This is a genomic window from Pseudomonas resinovorans NBRC 106553, assembly GCF_000412695.1.
Classification (GTDB): Bacteria; Pseudomonadota; Gammaproteobacteria; order Pseudomonadales; family Pseudomonadaceae; genus Metapseudomonas; species Metapseudomonas resinovorans_A.
This window is the reverse complement of sequence record NC_021499.1, coordinates 4,496,290-4,512,538: the sequence shown is the minus strand read 5'-3', so window position 1 is coordinate 4,512,538 and position 16,249 is coordinate 4,496,290. Positions and strand designations below refer to the sequence as shown.

General features: G+C 66.9%; 14 protein-coding genes. 7 read left to right on the top strand and 7 right to left on the bottom strand.

Going from position 1 to position 16,249, the window contains the following annotated elements:
* Nucleotides 1–32 precede the first annotated feature (32 nt).
* Together PCA10_RS20380 and PCA10_RS20375 are read left to right on the top strand one after the other, a co-directional pair.
* Nucleotides 33–1,376 (top strand): MFS transporter, encoded by a 1,344-nt coding sequence (locus tag PCA10_RS20380; RefSeq protein ID WP_016493969.1) that lies wholly within the window; start codon nucleotides 33–35, stop codon nucleotides 1,374–1,376.
* Between the two features lie 221 nt (nucleotides 1,377–1,597).
* Nucleotides 1,598–1,918 carry a DUF2025 family protein gene (locus tag PCA10_RS20375; RefSeq protein ID WP_016493968.1) on the top strand — a complete coding sequence of 107 codons (321 nt, stop codon included), beginning with the start codon at nucleotides 1,598–1,600 and terminating at the stop codon, nucleotides 1,916–1,918.
* 27 nt (nucleotides 1,919–1,945) lie between these two features.
* Here the strand turns inward: PCA10_RS20375 and PCA10_RS20370 are convergent, their stop codons facing one another.
* Nucleotides 1,946–2,230, bottom strand: a complete 285-nt coding sequence (locus tag PCA10_RS20370; RefSeq protein ID WP_016493967.1) for a hypothetical protein — start codon at nucleotides 2,228–2,230, stop codon at nucleotides 1,946–1,948.
* Between the two features lie 111 nt (nucleotides 2,231–2,341).
* Nucleotides 2,342–2,998, bottom strand: coding sequence for a methyltransferase family protein (locus PCA10_RS20365; protein ID WP_016493966.1), 657 nt, complete (start codon nucleotides 2,996–2,998; stop codon nucleotides 2,342–2,344).
* A 116-nt stretch (nucleotides 2,999–3,114) separates the two neighbouring features.
* Here PCA10_RS20365 and PCA10_RS20360 point away from each other — a divergent pair, with 116 nt between their 5' ends.
* Nucleotides 3,115–3,453 (top strand): hypothetical protein, encoded by a 339-nt coding sequence (locus PCA10_RS20360; RefSeq protein ID WP_016493965.1) that lies wholly within the window; start codon nucleotides 3,115–3,117, stop codon nucleotides 3,451–3,453.
* 119 nt (nucleotides 3,454–3,572) lie between these two features.
* Here PCA10_RS20360 and PCA10_RS20355 read toward each other — a convergent pair whose 3' ends face one another.
* Nucleotides 3,573–4,553 carry a GlxA family transcriptional regulator gene (locus tag PCA10_RS20355; protein WP_016493964.1) on the bottom strand — a complete coding sequence of 327 codons (981 nt, stop codon included), beginning with the start codon at nucleotides 4,551–4,553 and terminating at the stop codon, nucleotides 3,573–3,575.
* A gap of 107 nt (nucleotides 4,554–4,660) precedes the next feature.
* Between PCA10_RS20355 and PCA10_RS20350 the strand changes: the two genes are divergently transcribed.
* The 4 genes from PCA10_RS20350 (at nucleotide 4,661) to PCA10_RS20335 (ending at nucleotide 7,528) form a co-directional block, all read left to right on the top strand.
* Nucleotides 4,661–5,215, top strand: coding sequence for a cysteine hydrolase family protein (locus PCA10_RS20350; RefSeq protein WP_016493963.1), 555 nt, complete (start codon nucleotides 4,661–4,663; stop codon nucleotides 5,213–5,215).
* A 143-nt stretch (nucleotides 5,216–5,358) separates the two neighbouring features.
* On the top strand, nucleotides 5,359–6,144 hold the full coding sequence (gene hisN, locus PCA10_RS20345; RefSeq protein ID WP_016493962.1) for a histidinol-phosphatase: 786 nt from the start codon (nucleotides 5,359–5,361) through the stop codon (nucleotides 6,142–6,144).
* 301 nt (nucleotides 6,145–6,445) lie between these two features.
* Complete coding sequence (locus PCA10_RS20340; RefSeq protein WP_016493961.1) at nucleotides 6,446–6,655, top strand: cold-shock protein; 210 nt, start codon at nucleotides 6,446–6,448, stop codon at nucleotides 6,653–6,655.
* A gap of 246 nt (nucleotides 6,656–6,901) precedes the next feature.
* Nucleotides 6,902–7,528 (top strand): class I SAM-dependent methyltransferase, encoded by a 627-nt coding sequence (locus PCA10_RS20335; RefSeq protein ID WP_016493960.1) that lies wholly within the window; start codon nucleotides 6,902–6,904, stop codon nucleotides 7,526–7,528.
* A 47-nt stretch (nucleotides 7,529–7,575) separates the two neighbouring features.
* Here PCA10_RS20335 and PCA10_RS20330 read toward each other — a convergent pair whose 3' ends face one another.
* The 4 genes from PCA10_RS20330 to PCA10_RS20315 form a co-directional block, all read right to left on the bottom strand.
* Nucleotides 7,576–9,981 carry a TonB-dependent siderophore receptor gene (locus tag PCA10_RS20330; protein WP_016493959.1) on the bottom strand — a complete coding sequence of 802 codons (2,406 nt, stop codon included), beginning with the start codon at nucleotides 9,979–9,981 and terminating at the stop codon, nucleotides 7,576–7,578.
* A gap of 155 nt (nucleotides 9,982–10,136) precedes the next feature.
* Nucleotides 10,137–11,105 carry a FecR domain-containing protein gene (locus tag PCA10_RS20325; RefSeq protein WP_016493958.1) on the bottom strand — a complete coding sequence of 323 codons (969 nt, stop codon included), beginning with the start codon at nucleotides 11,103–11,105 and terminating at the stop codon, nucleotides 10,137–10,139.
* A 4-nt stretch (nucleotides 11,106–11,109) separates the two neighbouring features.
* The gene (locus PCA10_RS20320) at nucleotides 11,110–11,634 is read right to left on the bottom strand and encodes a sigma-70 family RNA polymerase sigma factor (protein WP_016493957.1); all 525 of its coding nucleotides are present in this window, start codon (nucleotides 11,632–11,634) and stop codon (nucleotides 11,110–11,112) included.
* A 201-nt stretch (nucleotides 11,635–11,835) separates the two neighbouring features.
* On the bottom strand, nucleotides 11,836–15,945 hold the full coding sequence (locus PCA10_RS20315) for a sulfite reductase subunit alpha (protein WP_016493956.1): 4,110 nt from the start codon (nucleotides 15,943–15,945) through the stop codon (nucleotides 11,836–11,838).
* Nucleotides 15,946–16,249 lie beyond the last annotated feature (304 nt).

The following is a 16,249-nucleotide window of genomic DNA, read 5'->3' as shown; positions in this document are numbered from 1 at the left end:
CGGCACGGCCTCGTTGTGCCTGCTCGCCACCAATGCCCGAAGGTGCCCCCGTGAGCAAATCCCAGGCAGTACAGCAATCCGCAGACGAACCCGCGTTTAGCGCGGCGGAACCCGAGGTGGGCCTGGCCCTGTCGGACACCGCCGCCAACGACGCCGAACTCTCCACCTACATCCGCAAGGGCACGGCGCAGTTCCGCCGCACCTCCCTCGCCCTGTTCTCCGGTGGTTTCGCCACCTTCGCCCTGCTGTACTGCATCCAGCCGATGATGCCGGTGCTGTCCAAGGCCTTCTCCATTACCGCGACCCAGAGCAGCCTGGCGCTGTCGGTGTCCACCGCCATGCTGGCCCTCGGCCTGCTGGTGACCGGCCCGCTGTCCGACGCCATCGGCCGCAAGCCGGTGATGGTGGTATCGCTGATCGCCGCCGCACTGTTCACACTGGCCAGCGCGGCCATGCCGACCTGGGAAGGCGTGCTGCTGATGCGCGCCCTGGTGGGCCTGTCCCTCAGCGGGCTGGCCGCGGTGGCCATGACCTACCTGAGCGAGGAGATCCACCCGCACCACCTCGGGCTGTCCATGGGCCTGTACATCGGTGGCAACGCGATTGGCGGCATGAGCGGTCGCCTGATCAGCGGCGTGATGGTGGACTTCATTTCCTGGCATGCCGCCCTGGCGGTGCTCGGCGGCCTGGCGCTGCTGGCCGGCGTGGTGTTCTGGCGGGTGTTGCCGGAATCGAAGCACTTCCGCCCGCAGCCGCTGAAGCTCGCCACCCTGGTCGACGGCTACAAGATGCATTTCCGTGACGCCGGCCTGCCCTGGCTGTTCCTCACCGGCTTCCTGCTGATGGGCGCCTTCGTCACCCTGTTCAACTACATCGGCTACCGCCTGCTGGCCTCGCCCTACCAGATGACCCAGTCGGTGGTGGGCGTGCTGTCGGTGGTCTACCTCTCGGGCATCTACAGCTCGGCCTGGGTCGGTTCCCTGGCGGACAAGGTGGGCCGGCGCAAGGTGCTCTGGGCCGCCATCTCGCTGATGCTGGGCGGCCTGCTGCTGACCCTGTTCGAGCCCCTGGGGCTGATCCTGGCCGGCATGGCGATCTTCACCTTCGGCTTCTTCGGCGCCCACTCGGTGGCCAGCAGCTGGATCGGCCGCCGCGCCCAGCGCGCCAAGGGCCAGGCCTCGTCGCTGTACCTGTTCTGCTACTACGTGGGCTCCAGCCTGGCCGGCACCGGCGGTGGCCTGGCCTGGCACTACTATGGCTGGGAAGGCGTGGGCCTGTTCATCGGCGGCCTGCTGGTGCTGGCGGTGGCCGTGGCCCTGCACCTAGCGCGGCTGCCGGCGCTGCCGGGCAACGCCATCGTCCAGCCGGCGCACTGAGCCGACATCACTCCGGGGCCGCTTACCGGCCCCGTGCTCTTTCAGGGCAGCCAGCGCAGCCCCATGACCCACGCCGGGGGTGCGACAACGCGCCTCCCGGGGGGCTATCCCCGGCGCTGGCCTGGGCTGGCAGAATGGCCGGCCTACCCACCGGCCAGAGTGGGAGCTTCCTGCCTTTCATGCGTGCGCAACCCGTATCTCTCCAGACTGGGAAGTTATGCATGAGCACCACATCCACCGATATCTGCAAGGCCGCCGACGCCCTCCTGGGGTTCGTCGGTTTCAACCGCAAGCTGGGCAAGTACATCGTGCGCTTCAGCGAGGATTCGTTCGGCATGGATGTGCCCGACGACAGCATCACGCCGGCCAATGAGTTCGTCTGGGTGGTGAAGAACGCCCAGGTCATGACCCTCAGCCGCGAATGCCTGCAGATCCTGCTGGAGCAGAACATCAACGACCGCCTCAACCTCTGCGATGCGCTGCTGGTCTATCTGCGCCGCACCGACCTGCCGGAGATCAGCGCCGAGCGCCGCCGGCTCTGAGGGACAGAGCCGGCGGGCGCAATCGGGTCAGACGTAATGCTGGTCGCCGAAACCGCGTGGCAGGCGCTGGCGCCCCGGCATGGCAGCGAGCCTGGCTTCCCAGGACAAGCGCCAATCATTGGCTGCCCGCGACGCCTTGGCCCGGCGTGCTGCTCGGCGCGCGGCGTTGCGGGAGTCGCGGCGGGCTTCCTTGAAGACATCGGTGTTGCGGCAGTTGCGGCACTTCACCCGTGCCAGTTCGCTGGTGGCGAGCAGGTTGTCGCCATGACGGCCACAGGCGAGATGCCCGTCGATCCTGTAGTGCGTGATCATCGGCAATCCTCCGGGCCCTGGATGCCACAGGCTGGCGTCGGGCCTTTGGTTTGTGTCGGGGATTTTGACTCCACGGGTCCGGCAGCGGTTCGAGCTTCCGGGATCAACGGTCTAGTACAGGCCGGGGAGCAGCCGCGAGGTGCGCGCGCAGTAGGCCTCGTATTGCGCGCCGAACTCCGAGCGCAGTAGCCGCTCCTCGGCGCGAATGCGCGCCAGCAGTGGCGGCAGGGTCAGGGCCACCAGCAGCAGGCCGATGCCGGAACGGAAGGCCAGGGCCCAGCCCAGGGACGCGACCATCAGGCCCAGGTAGCTGGGATGGCGGATCACGCTGTAGACACCGTCGGTCACCAGCCGGTGGCCGGGCTGGATGGCCACCAGGCCGCTGAAGCGGTTGCCCAGCACGAAGACCGGCCACATCCGCAGGGCGCCGCCGAGGGCGAACAGCAGCACGCCGGCCCAGCGCATGCCGTCGCCGCCGAAGGTCCAGAAATCGTGGCGGTCGTCCCAGGCCGGCAGGTACGCGCTGAGCAGGCCGAGGATACCGAAGGCCGCCAGTACCCAGCGGTTGTCGCGGTCCTCGCGGACACCGCTGCTGAGGTTGCCGGCGGTGAAGGGCGCCACCAGGGCCAGGGCGAACACCACCAGGGTCAGGGCCAGCAGCGCCGGCTGGGAGAAGAAGGGGGCGAACCCGCCCAGGCCGAGTATGGCCAGGCCCAGGTAGGCCAGGGTACTGACGAGCACGGCAAGGAGCAGGGCAGGCCGGGACATGGCGGATCACCTCTTCATCGGTGTCGACAAGGCATTGGACCGCGCTCGCTGAGGCGGGTGCGGAGCCCGGTGCTATAACTGAAGACCTTGGGGGATTCACCCTGGAGGGCGCCGTCATGGCACGCCTCGGAATCCTGTTGCTCAGCCTGGCCGCGCCGGGCGCCTTCGCCAGCGGCTATGGCGATACCTACTACGGGCTCGGGCCCTACCTCGGCACCACCCAGTACCGCAGCGGGCCCCTGCAGACCTACGTGTCGCCACCGCCCCGGCCCTTCGCCGACCTGCCACCGCAGCAATTCGTGGTGGTGCCCGACTACCACCAGTTCCGCGATGCCCAGCTGCCCCGGGTCAGTACCGAGAAACCCCAGGTGCTGATCCGCACCTTCGATCCCGAGCTGGGGGTGTTTCGCGACACCGAGGTGCGGGATGGGGAACCGGAGCCGCTCTCCCCGTAGGAGCGATTTCAATCGCGATGCAGGACGCAGTCCTGCCTGAATCCCGGGGGAGCGCTACGCGCTCCTTTCGCGAATGAATTCGCTCCTACACAACAGCTGACGTAGATGCCGTTGGGGCGTCATCCCCGCTCCGCGCTACGTTGGCCGAAGCGTCGCCGGTAGTCCGTGGGCGATAGCCCGACCATCTTGTTGAACACCTTGCGAAAGGCCGCCGGGTCCTGGTAGCCGACTTCCCAGGCGATCTGGTCCACCGAACGGTTGGTCAGCTCCAGCAGTTCGCGGGCCTTGGCGGCGCGCAGCTGCTGGCAGTATTCGGTGGGACGCATGCCGGTGGCCTGCTGGAAGCGCCGCAGGAAGGTGCGTTCGCCGAGCCCGGCCTGGGCGGCCATGGTGGCGAGGTCGACGTTGCGCGCGTCCTCGCGTTGCAGCCAGTGCTGGACCTTGAGCACCGACGCGTCGCCGTGGGTGAGGGTAGGGGTGAAGCTGCGGAAGTACTGCTGGGAGTGGCGGGTCAGGTCGAGCACCAGGAAGCGCGCGGTTTCCGCGGCGATGGTCGGCCCCAGCAGGCGGTCCACCAGGGCCAGGCCGAGGTCGGTCCAGGCCATCACGCCGCCGGCGGTGATGATGTCGCCGTCGTCCACCACCAGCTTGTCGGCGTCCACCCGGAGGTCGGGAAAGCGCTCGCCGAGGTCCTTGGCCAGGCTCCAGTGGGTGGTCAGCACCCGGCCCTTGAGCAGGCCGGTCTGGGCCAGCAGGTAGGCGCCCGCGCACACCGAACTCAGGGTGGCGCCCGTCGCATGCTGGCGGTGCAGCCAATCGGCGAAGGGCTGCAGTGCCTCGGAGGATGGCAGCGAGCCGAGGCAGGGCGGCAGCACCACCACCGTGGGACGGCTGTCGGTGCCCGGATGGCTGTCCAGGGTGCAGCCTATTTCACCATCCTCGCCCGCGGCCCAGTGGCGCACGCGCAGCACCGGCAAGTCCGCGCCGGCGCGCTCGGCGGCCATGCGGTTGGCCACCATGAAGAGGTCGGAAAGGCCATGGGCCGCCGCCAGTTGGGCACCGGGATAGAGCAGCAGGCCGATCTCGAGCTGGGTCGTCATTGTCAGTTTTTCCTGCGATTTTGTCGGTCGCGCCGATCCTCAACCGGCGCCGCGAGGTTCACCTTAGGCCCCAGGTTCCACCACCACAACAACCCGAGGTGAACAGCATGAGCAAGCAAGCCCTGATCGTAGTCGACATCCAGAATGACTATTTCCCCGGCGGCCGCTGGACCCTGCACGGCGTCGACGCCGCAGCCGACAACGCCGCCCGGCTGATCGCCGATGCGCGCAATACCGGTGACCTGGTGGTGCATATCCGCCATGAGTTCCCCACCCAGGATGCCCCCTTCTTCCGCCCCGGCTCCGAAGGCGCGCAGCTGCACGACAAGGTGAAGAACACCCCCGACGAGCACGTGGTGCTGAAGAACTTCATCAACTCCTTCCGGGAAACCGACCTCAAGGCCGTGCTCGAACGCAACGGCGTGGAGAAGGTCACCATCGTCGGCAACATGAGCCACATGTGCGTCGACGGCATCACTCGCGCCGCCGTGGACTTCGGCTACGACGCCACGGTGATCCACGATGCCTGTGCCTCGCGGGACCTGGAGTTCAACGGCAAGGTCGTACCCGCCGAGCAGGTCCACGCCGCCTTCATGGCCGCCCTTGGCTTCGGCTACGCCTCGGTGATTTCCACCGACGAATACCTCGCACGGCAGGGCTGATCCCCGGACGGCGATGCAGCCGAGAGCGGACACCGACTAACTCGCTGTAAACTTCCGGCGCCAGGCTGCCGGCGCTTCGCCGGCAGCCTGGGTACCTGACCTATGCTGCAATTCAGCAGATTGGCTTGTAGACCGGAGTCCCCATGAACGACCAGACCCTGCCACCCGAGTACCTGGAATTCGCCGAAGAGCTGGCCGATGCCGCCGCTCGGGTCACCTTGACCTACTTCCGCCTGCCGCTGGAGGTGGAGAACAAGGAGGCGGAGCGCTTCGACCCCGTGACCCTGGCCGACAAGGGCGCCGAGCGGGCCATGCGCGCCCTGATCGGCGAGCGCTTTCCCGGCCACGGCGTGCTGGGCGAGGAAGAAGAGAACATTGCCGGCGAGGAACCCTGGACCTGGGTGCTGGACCCGGTGGACGGCACCCGCTCCTTCATCAGCGGCATCCCGCTCTGGGGCACCCTGATTGCCCTCAACGACGGTACCCGCCCGGTGCTGGGCATGATGGACCAGCCCTTCACCCGCGAGCGCTTCGTCGGCGATGGCAGCAGCGCTTCCCTCAACGGCCGGCCGATCCAGACCCGCGCCTGCGGCAAGCTGACGGACGCCACCCTGATGGTGACCAGCCCCGAGCATTTCCAGCAGCCGCCTTACAGCGACCTGTTCGACAAGCTGGCCAAGGAAGTGCGCCTGGTGCGCTACAGCGGGGATTGCTACGCCTACTGCATGCTCGCCCTGGGGCTGGTGGACGTGGTCCTCGATCCGGGCCTCAAACCCTACGACATCCAGGCGCTGATGCCGATCATCCAGGGTGCCGGTGGCGTGGTGACCCGCTGGGACGGTGGCGACGCGCAGAACGGTGGCGATGTCATCGCCTGTGGCGATCCACGCCTGCATGCGCGAATCCTGGAGCTCATGGGCGCGGAGTAAGGTGGGGCAGGGCGGGAGCTGGTGGCACTCTGGCATCCCGCCTGTGCATATTTCTGCATATCCCGGCTAACTGCATGAATAGCAAGCGTATTCAGGCATTGAAAATTAATCGCTGAAAATAAGCCTGTACTTCCCAGGCGAACCGCGTATAGTCCCCCCACTGTTCTGCAATTGTCTCTGCGATACTTGGCTCGATGCTCTGATTGACTATCGTTTCATCTCCTGGATTCGTTACACATTCGCAACTCAGTATCCCCTGAATTAATTTCAGGATTATTTTGTTTTATCTTGGAGATATAAAATGTCCAATCGTCAATCCGGTACCGTCAAGTGGTTCAACGATGAAAAAGGCTTCGGCTTCATCACTCCCGCAGAAGGCGCTGACCTGTTCGTTCACTACCGCTCCATCGAAAGCGCCGGCTTCAAGAGCCTGAGCGAAGGCCAGCAGGTCACTTTCGAAGTCGTCCGTGGCCAGAAAGGCCTGCAGGCGGATAAAGTCCAGGTTTCCTGAGACTTTAAGCGATAAAAAAGGCCTCGCATTAGCGAGGCCTTTTTGTTTTTGCGTATTGAAAACTTCGAATACTCCGTCAATTGATTGTTTTCACAGAGTAGTTCGTTGTTCATCGCCCCCCTGGCGTTGTCGATATTTCATCAATGAATATCCAGCGCAGCTCTCCTGGCGGCTTCGCCCCACTAATCCGGAGAGTTCCGCATGCCTGGCTATCAGGTGAAATATCAGGATATATCCATAGGCACTATGGATTTCCATATCCGTTCTCTGCTCGATCTTCAGCAATATCACGACCCCGAACTGGTGGCGGAGCGACTGGGGATTTCCCCCGAGACCTGGCCCTTGTTCGGTCAGCTCTGGCCATCGAGCCAGGTGCTGGCCAATGCCATGCTGACGATGGATCTCGAAGGCAAGCGTGTGCTGGAACTGGGTGCTGGCCTGGCGCTGGCGAGCCTGGTGGTGCACCGGCGTGGCGGAGACATCACCGCCAGCGACTTCCATCCCTTGAGTCCGAGCTTTCTCGATGAAAACCTGCGTCTGAACGATCTCGGCCCGCTCAAGTACGAGTCGGCGGACTGGGCCATTCTCAATGACGACCTGGGGGTTTTCGACCTGATCATCGGTAGCGACGTGATCTACGAGCATGGCCAGCCGGAGGTGCTGGCCGCCTTCATCGACCGCCATTCGGCGGACCTGGTGGATGTGCTGATCGTTGACCCGAACCGCCCGAACCGATCCTCGTTCTGCAAGGAGATGGCCGAGCGGGATTTCGAGGGAAGCCGCAGCCGGGCGGATTGCCTGCTGGGTAATGGCGACGCCTACAAGGGCTCGCTGCTGCACTTCCAGCGCAACGACGGGCAGTTCAACCAGTAGATTGCCTGGCGGGAGTCCGCCCGGCCAGGCGCCGGGCGGTGCGGGTTTCAGTAGCTGTACCTCAGGGTGGTCATGACGTTGCGTGGCGCGCCGTACATGCCAGTGGTGTTGGCGCTGCTGAAGTATTCCTTGTCGAACAGGTTGTCCAGGTTGACCGTCGCCGTGAGGTTCTCGCTGATGTCGTAGCGCGCCATCAGGTTGAACACGGCGTAGCTGTCCTGGGTGTAGTAGCGCAGGTCGTCGCCGTACTTGCTCTGCCAGTTGAAACCGCCGCCGACGGTCAGCTTGTCCAGGTCGCCGGGCAGGCGATAGGTGGTGAAGGCCTTGGCGCTGTGGCGCGGCACGAAGGTGCGGATGCGATCGCCGTCGGCGCCCTCGGTGACGTTGTAGGCGTAGCCCGCCGCGATCTGCCAGCCTTCCTGCAACTCGCCGTTGAGCTCCAGTTCCACGCCCTTGCTGGTGGCGCTTTCCTCGGAGGCGTAGGCGATGCCGTCCCAGATCGCCAGGTTCTCCTGCTCGGTCTTGTACAGCGACAGGCTGGAGTTCAGGCGTTCCTCGAAGAAGCTGCCCTTCAGGCCCACCTCGTAACCGGTGCCTTCCTCCGGCGGCAGGGTGCCGTTGTCGGCGTCGCGCACCCAGAAGCCCTGCGGGTTGAAGATCTTGGTGTAGCTGGCGTACACCGCCCAGTTCTCGTCCAGGTCCTGGACCACGCCGGCATAGGGGATGGTGACGCCGGATTCCTTCTCCTTCACTTTGCTGCGGGTGTCGGGGTAGGTGAGCGATTCGTTGGTGCGCTTCCAGTCCACCACGCGGCTGCCGAGGATCAGGCTGGTGCTGTCGGTCAGGTGCAGGCGGGTGGTCAGGTAGGCCGCGTACTGGTCTTCCTTGACGCTGCTCTCGCCCACCTTGTTGAAGGTCGGGACATTGGCGCTGCCATTCCAGTTGAAGATGCTGTCGATGGTGCCGTCGTAGGGCGGCGTCGACCAGGAACCGAGCCAGCCGCCGTAGTCCGGGTTGTCCATCTCACGGAGGCGCGACAGGGTGACGCCGGTGATCAGCTCGTGCTCACGGCCGAGCAACTGGAAGGGACCGGTGGCATAGGCGTCGAGGTTGTCCTGGGTCGGCGCGCCGGCCCACTTGGTGGGCATCAGGACGCCGCCAGCGCCGGTGGCCTGGTCGATATCGCCGGACAGGTAGGTGACCACCGCGTCGTACTCGTTCTCGGTATGCCCGACTTCCACCTTGCCGCTCCAGCCGTTGTCGAACTGCTGCTCGATGGAGGCGAAGACGTTGCTCTGCTCGTGGTCGTAGAAGGACCAGTCCGGCGCGGTGTTGGCCGAGCGCGACATATTGGTCTTCTGGCCATTGCTGAAGTACAGCGGGAAGCCGCCGCGCATGGGCGAATCGGTGTTGGTCTTCAGGTAGCTGAAGCCCAGGGTGAGCAGGGTGTATTCGCTGAGGTCGAACTCGGTGATGCCGTAGACCAGGCCGGTCTGCTGCTCGAAGCGGTCGATCCAGGCCTTCTGGTCCTTGTAGTCGAGCACCAGGCGGCCGCGGACGTTGCCGCTGTCGTTGAGCCGGCCGGACACGTCCACGCCGGTGCCGTAGCGGTCCCAGCTGCCGGCCTCGGCGCTGAGGCTGACCTGCGGTTCGAAGGTGGGCCGCTTGCGGATCAGGTTGACCGTGGCGGCCGGGTTACCCATGCCGCTGATCAGGCCGGTGGCGCCGCGCACCACCTCGATGCGGTCGTAGATCGCGGTGCTCTGGGTGTAGTTGTCCAGGCGCGGCGAGGTGGGCACGCCGTCCACCTCGAAGTTGTTGATCTGGAAGCCGCGCGACCAGTAGCTGTCGGAGTCGGCGCCGAGGCCGTTGCGCACCACGGTGATGCCGGAGGTGGCCTCCATGGCGTCGGTGAGGTTGGTCAGCCGCTGGTCGAGGATGCGCTGGCGGGTCAGCACGGTGACCGCTTGCGGCGTTTCCCGCGGGGTGAGGTTGAGCCGCGTGGAGCTGCTGGAGGCATAGGTGGTGTAGGAACCGGTGCCCTCGGTGATGGAGCCCGGCGCCTTGCCGGAAATGCTCAGGGTGGTCAGCTCCAGGGCGCTGCCGGCCTCCGGTGCCTCCTGCAGTTCGTAATGCCCGCCGCCCATGGGCACGGCCACCAGGCCGCTGCCGCCCAGCAGGATCTGCAGGGCCTGGTCCTGGCTGTAGCTGCCGTGCAGCGGCTGGCTGGTCTTGCCGGCGGTCAGGGCGCCGTTGCCGGCCAGGTAGAGGCCGGTCTGGGCGGCGAACAGGTTGAGCTGGCTCGCCAGGGGGCCCGCCGGAATGTCGAAGCTGGGCAGTTGCTGCTCGGCGGCCAGGGCGAGGTTGCCGGCCAGCGTGCTGACGGTGCCGAGGGCCAGGCCGATGGCCAGCGCCAGGGGCCGGGCGGTAAGGCGGTTGAAGCGTGGTGACATGCTGGGTGTCCTGTGAATTCGTGAGGGCTGAATGCCGTTGTCACCAGTAATTCGGTTGAGTCGCGGAAAACGGACACGCGAATGGGAATTTTTTTTATTTGATTTTTTGGGCGCTCGCCCCGGCTCGTGGGGCGGGGCGAATCGGGGGCTGTGGGTCAGCGCGGCTCCAGCGTGACCCACCAGGGCAGGAGGCGTTTGACGCGGATCGGCAGCACGCCTTCGAGCATCGCCAGGGCCTGGTCGCTGTCGTGCAGCGGATAGCTGCCCACCACGCGCAGGTCCGCCACTTCCGGCGCCACCGCGAGGTGGCCGTGGCGATAGTGGGCGAGTTCCTGGACGAAGGCCCCGAGGGGCATGTCGTCGGCCAGCAGCACACCCTTGCTCCAGCTCTGCCGCGCCTGGGCTACCGCTGACGGGGCGCCGATGGCCTGGTCGTCGAAGTCCAGCTGCTGGCCGGCGCGGGCGATGGCCGTGGCGGCGCTGTGGCGGCTGCGGGCCTGCACGGAGCCCGCGAACACGCTGAGGCGCGTGCGCCCGTCCTGTTGCAGCACGCTGAAGCGGGTGCCGAGGGGGCGCAGGTTGCCCTCGAGGGTTTCCACCAGCAGCGGGCGGGGGTCCTGGGCGGTTTCGATCAGCACCTCGCCCTGGATCAGCCGCAGCAGGCGCATATCGTCGCGGTAGTCGACGTTCAGGGCCGAGCCGCTGTTCAGCCAGACACGGGTTCCGTCGACCAGCTGCACTTCACGCACTTCCCCGACAGCGCTGTGGTAGTCAGCGCGCCAGGCCGCGATCAGGTCGGGCAGGCCGCCGTGGCGCCAGCCGAGCCAGCCCAGCAGGGCGACGCCGGAAAGCGTCGCCAGGCCGCGCAGCACCTGGCGCCGCGAATCCAGCGAGCGGCGTGCGCCGCGCAGGGTCTGCAGGGCACCCTCGCCATCGGCCTGGAGCGGCTCGAAGCGTTGGCTGATGCGCTCGACGTAGAGCCAGGCCTGGCGATGTACATCGCTTTGCCCGTGCCACTGCTGCCATTCCTGGCGGGTGTGCGGGTCGCTGGGGTCGGCGCGCAGGCGTGCGTACCAGTGGGCGGCCTGTTGCAGGGAGAGGTGATCGGGCTTGGCGGCGGACATGGCGTCAGACCAGCGCCTCGTCGAGTTCGGCTTCCAGCAGCAGGCACTGGTACATCGCATCGCTCAGGTAACGCGTCACGCTGCGTTCGGACACCCCCAGGCGCTCGGCGATGGCCTTGTTGCCCAGGCCATGGAGCTGCGCCAGCAGGAAGGCTTCGGCCACTTTCTCCGGCAGGCGGCAAAGCATGGTGTGAACCTGCTGCAGGGCTTCGAGGACCATGGCGCGGTGTTCTTCCGAGGGCGCGAAGTCTTCCGGGCGGCTGGCCAACACATCGAGCCAGGCCTGTTCCACCTGGCGCCGCCGCCAGAAGTCCACGCAGACATTGCGTGACATGCCGCTCAGGTAGGCGCGGGCATGGCTGTCGCTGTCGAAGGTGCGGGGTTTGGCGAGCAGGCGCACGAACACGTCATGGGCCAGGTCCGCCGCATCCTGGGCATTGCCGAGCTTACGCTGGAGCCAGGCGCGGATCCATCCGTGGTTATCGAGGTAATACAGCTGGACTTGCCGCTGGTAGGAAGGGGTCGACATCACGGGGATACGCCAGGCTTGGGATTCAGATGCATTTGAGAAGGATTTGCATCTTATGTGTTGCGTCTTGCGCTGGCAATCCTGGGCTGACGGACGCTTCGGACTTCTCCTACCAGTGCCGTAGTGCCCTAGCCCGGATGGAATCCGGGGAGAACCCACCACCGCCCCCGGATTTCATCCGGGCTACAAATCACCAGTGCCTCAATACACATCCCGCACGTAGCGTTTGTCCCGCGCCATTGCCCCGACATAGGCCTCGGCCTGCGCCGCGCTCATGCCGCCATGTTCGCGCACCACCGCCTTGAGGGCGGCGTCCACGTCCCTGGCCATGCGGCTGGCGTCGCCGCAGACGTAGAAGTGCGCGCCGGCTTCCAGCCAGCGCCAGAGCTCGGCGCCTTGTTCGAGCATGCGCTGCTGCACGTAGACCTTCTCCGCCTGGTCGCGGGAGAAGGCGGTATCCAGCCGTTGCAGGTGGCCGGAGGCCTGCCAGGCTTCCAGTTCTTCGCGGTAGTAGAAATCCGAGGCTTGCCGCTGTTCGCCGAAGAACAGCCAGTTGCGGCCCGTGGCGCCGGCCGCTTCGCGTTCCTGGAGGAAGGCGCGGAAGGGCGCGATACCGGTGCCCGGACCGACCATGATCATTGGCCGCTCGGGGTCGGCCGGCACGCGGAAGTGTGCGGATTTCTGGATGAAGATCGGCACTTCGCCCTGTTCTGCGCGGTCGGCGAGAAAGGCCGAGCAGACGCCGGCGCGGTCGCGCTCGTCGCACCCATAGCGGACTGTGGACACGGTCAGGTGGACTTCCTCCGGGCTGGCCAGGGGGCTGGACGCGATGGAGTAGAGTCGCGGCTGCAGGCGTTTGAGCCGGCCCAGCAGTTCCTCGGCGCCGGCCCGGATCGGGTAGGCGCGCAGCAGGTCGGCCAGCTGTTTGCCCCAGAGCCAGTGCTCCAGTTCGGCCTTGTTCGACGGCTCCAACAGGCGCGCGAGTTCCGCGCTGCCCGAGCGTTCGGCGACGAAGCGCAGCAGCTCGGGGGTGATCTTGGCGATTTCGAAGTGCCGGCCCAGGGCGCTGGCGAGCGGCAGGCTGCCCTGGTCCTTCACCGCCACCGGTTGTTCACCGTCCAGTTCCAGTGCCGCCAGCAGTTCGTCCACCAGCGACGGGCAATTGCTCGGCCACACGCCCAGGGCGTCGCCGGCCTGGTAGCGCAAGCCGCTGCCCTTGAGGTCGAGGACGATCTGCCGGGTCTCCTTGTCGGAGCCGGGCGCATTCAGCACCGGGTTGCGCAGCAGGCGGCTGGCCAGCGGGCGCTGGCGGCTGTAGGCCGGCGCCTCGGCGGCAGCATCGACGGTCGCCGCTTCCGGCTGCTCCATGGGCGCGCCGACCAAGGCTTGGCTCACAGCCGCCAGCCAGGCCCGCGCCGGTTCATCGAAGTCCGGCTCGCAGTCCACCCGTGGCGCCAGGCGCCGGGCACCGAGGGCTTCCAGGCGGGCGTCGAGCTTGCGGCCGAAACCGCAGAACTGGTCGTAGTTGGAGTCGCCCATGGCCAGCACGGCGAAGTCCAGGCCGGCGAGGGAAGGGGCGTCGTCCGCGCAGAGGGCGCTCCAGAGTGACGCACCATTGTCCGACGGATCGCCGTCGCCAAAGGTGCTGGCGATCAGCAAGGCGCTGCCGGCGCCCGCCAGCTCGGCGGGCTGCACGCCGTCCATCGAACGCACCGCCACGGCGCGGCCACTGGCCTTGAGGGTATCGGCGCAGACGGCGGCGAAGCTTTCCGCGTTGCCGGTTTGCGAGCACCAGAGCACCAGCAGGGGCTTTGCCACTGGGGATGTCGGCGCGGCCAGGGGGGCCTCCCAGCTGCGGGAGAACAGCCCGGCGAGCAGACCGTCCAGCAGCAGGCGGGTATCCGGGGCCAGCGGCGCGCTGGCCGGCAGGGTGGGCACGCCGCCCTGCTTGTGGCTTTCCACGCTGCGCAGGCCGAGCAGGTAACCCTGCAGGTAGCGCTGCTCGCTGGGGGCCAGGCTGAGGTCGGCGCTGGCGTCGAGGTTCAGCAGACGGGCGAAGGCATTGATCGGCATGTCGGCGAGTTCCTCCGAAGAACCGGTGGCGCTGGCCACCACCGACTCGACTTCTACCAAGGGGATGAGCTGGGGGCTGGCCGGGGCCACGGGCGCCAGCGCGACGGCGCTGTGCTTGAACTCCGGCTGCAGCGAGATGGGGTCGATGGCGTCGCTGGTGACCGCGTTGATCGCCAGGTCCTCGCCATAGCGGTCGTTCCAGTGGAAGGGCGCGAAGCAGGTGCCCGGCTGCACGCGGTCGGTCACCTGCGCCGGCAGCACCGCGCGGCCGCGCCGCGAGCGCACTTCCACCTGGCCCTTGTCGAGGATGCCCAGGCGCTTGGCGTCCGCCGGGTGGACTTCCAGGAAGGCGCCGGGGTTGAGCTTGTTCAGGGTGGCCACCTTGCCGGTCTTGGTCAGGGTGTGCCACTGGTGCTGCACGCGGCCGGTGTTGAGCACCAGGGGGAAGGCGTCGTCGGGCATCTCCGCCGGGGCCATGTGCGGACGGGCGAAGAACTGGCCCTTGCCGCTGGCGGTGGCGAAGGCGATGGCCGGGCGGCTACCGTCGTCGGCGAGTTTCAGCGCCTGGCTGACGCCGTCGTTGAGGTAGCGGATGGGATTGCGTGCGTTGGCCGGGCTGCCCGGCGGGCAGGGCCATTGCAGCGGACCCTGGCGCAGCAGCTCGAAGCTGGCGCCACGGATGTCGTAGCCGGTGGCGGGGTTCCAGGCCTGCTTGATCTCCTCGAACACCTCGGAGGCGCTGGCATAGCTGAAGGCCTCGGCGAAGCCCATGGCGCAGGCCACGCGGGCGATGATCTGCCAGTCCGGCAGGCTGTCGCCGGGAGCGTCCACGGCCTTCTGGGTGAGGGTGAGATTGCGCTCGGAGTTGATCATCACCCCCTCGGCCTCGGCCCAGAGGGCGCCGGGCAGGAGGATGTCGGCGTAGCGGTTGGTTTCGGTGTCGAGGAAGGCGTCCTGGGTGATCACCAGTTCGGCGGCCTGCAGGCCCTCGATGGCCGTGCGCCGGTTGGGCAGGGTGGCCACCGGGTTGGTGCAGATGACCCAGCAGGCCTTGATCTCGCCCGCCGTCATGGCCTCGAACATGGCCAGGGTGCCGTTGCCGCCTTCCGCGCGCAGGCTGCCACGGGGGCGCTGCCACAGGTCTTCGATGAAGTGGCGGTCGGCCTCCACCAGCAGCGAGCGCTGGCCGGGCAGGCCGGGGCCCATGTAGCCCATTTCGCGGCCGCCCATGGCGTTGGGCTGGCCGGTGAGGGAGAAGGGCCCGCTGCCGGGGCGGCAGATGGCACCGGTGGCCAGGTGCAGGTTGCATAGGGCGTTGCTGTTCCAGGTGCCGTGGGTGCTCTGGTTCAGCCCCATGGTCCAGCAGCTCATCCAGTCGCGGGCTTCGCCTATCCACTGGGCGGCCTGGCGGATGTCCGCTTCGGAGAGACCGGTGATGGCGGCGACCCGCTCCGGGCTGTAGTCGGCGAGGAACTCCGGCATGGCCTCCCAACCCTGGGTGTGGGCGGCGATGAAGGCCGGGTCGGTGTGGCCATTGGCATGCAGCAGGTGCAGCAGGCCGTTGAGCAGGGCAAGGTCGGTGCCCGGCTTGATCGGTAGAAAGAGGCTGGCCTTGTCGGCGGTGGCGGTGCGGCGCGGGTCCACCACTATCAGCTTCGCCCCGGCCTTGACCCGGTCCAGCATGCGCAGGAAGAGGATCGGGTGACAGTCGGCCATGTTCGCGCCGGTCACCAGGAACAGGTCGGCCCGGTCGAAGTCCTGGTAGGAGCCGGGCGGGCCATCGGAACCCAGGGACAGCTTGTAGCCGCTGCCGGCGCTGGCCATGCACAGGCGCGAGTTCGACTCTATATGGCGGGTGCCGATGAACCCCTTGGCCAGCTTGTTGGCCAGGTATTGGGCCTCCAGGGACATCTGTCCGGATACGTACAGGGAGATGGCGTCCGGGCCGTGGCTGTCGAGCAGCCCGCGCAGGCGCGCGGCGGTATCCGCGATGGCCTGGTCGATGCCGGTGCGCACCGGGTCGCGGCTGCGCGCATGGCGCAGGTAGGCATGCTCCATGCGCCCGGAGTCGGCCAGGGGCTGGGCGCAGGTGTTGCCCTTGGTGCAGAGGCGGCCGAAATTGCTCGGGTGGGCCTTGTCGCCGGTGACCTTGACCACGCGGTTGCCGGCCACCTCCATGACGATGCCGCAGCCGACGCCGCAATAGGGACACACGCTTCGTACAGTCTTGTTCGCCATATCCGTTCCTTGCCCGGAAACGAAAAAGCGCCATGCCACCCTCCGTCGAAACGGGGGAGACACGGCGCCTTTGTCGTGGGGTAGGGCAATCGGCATTGATTGCCTTGGCGGTGTCATCGCAAGGCACATGCCAAGTCCTGCGGGATGACCGCGAAGCCACGGCGTGGCGGCACTTGCGGGGATTTTCGGGTGGTGTTGGTGCTGCCCCATCCCGGCTTCAGGTTGGGGCGCCGGGGGCGTGGTCGCACTGTTTTGGTTCTTGCCGGTGCTGTCGAAACCAGGCTGCCCGATGCTGCTCGCTGGA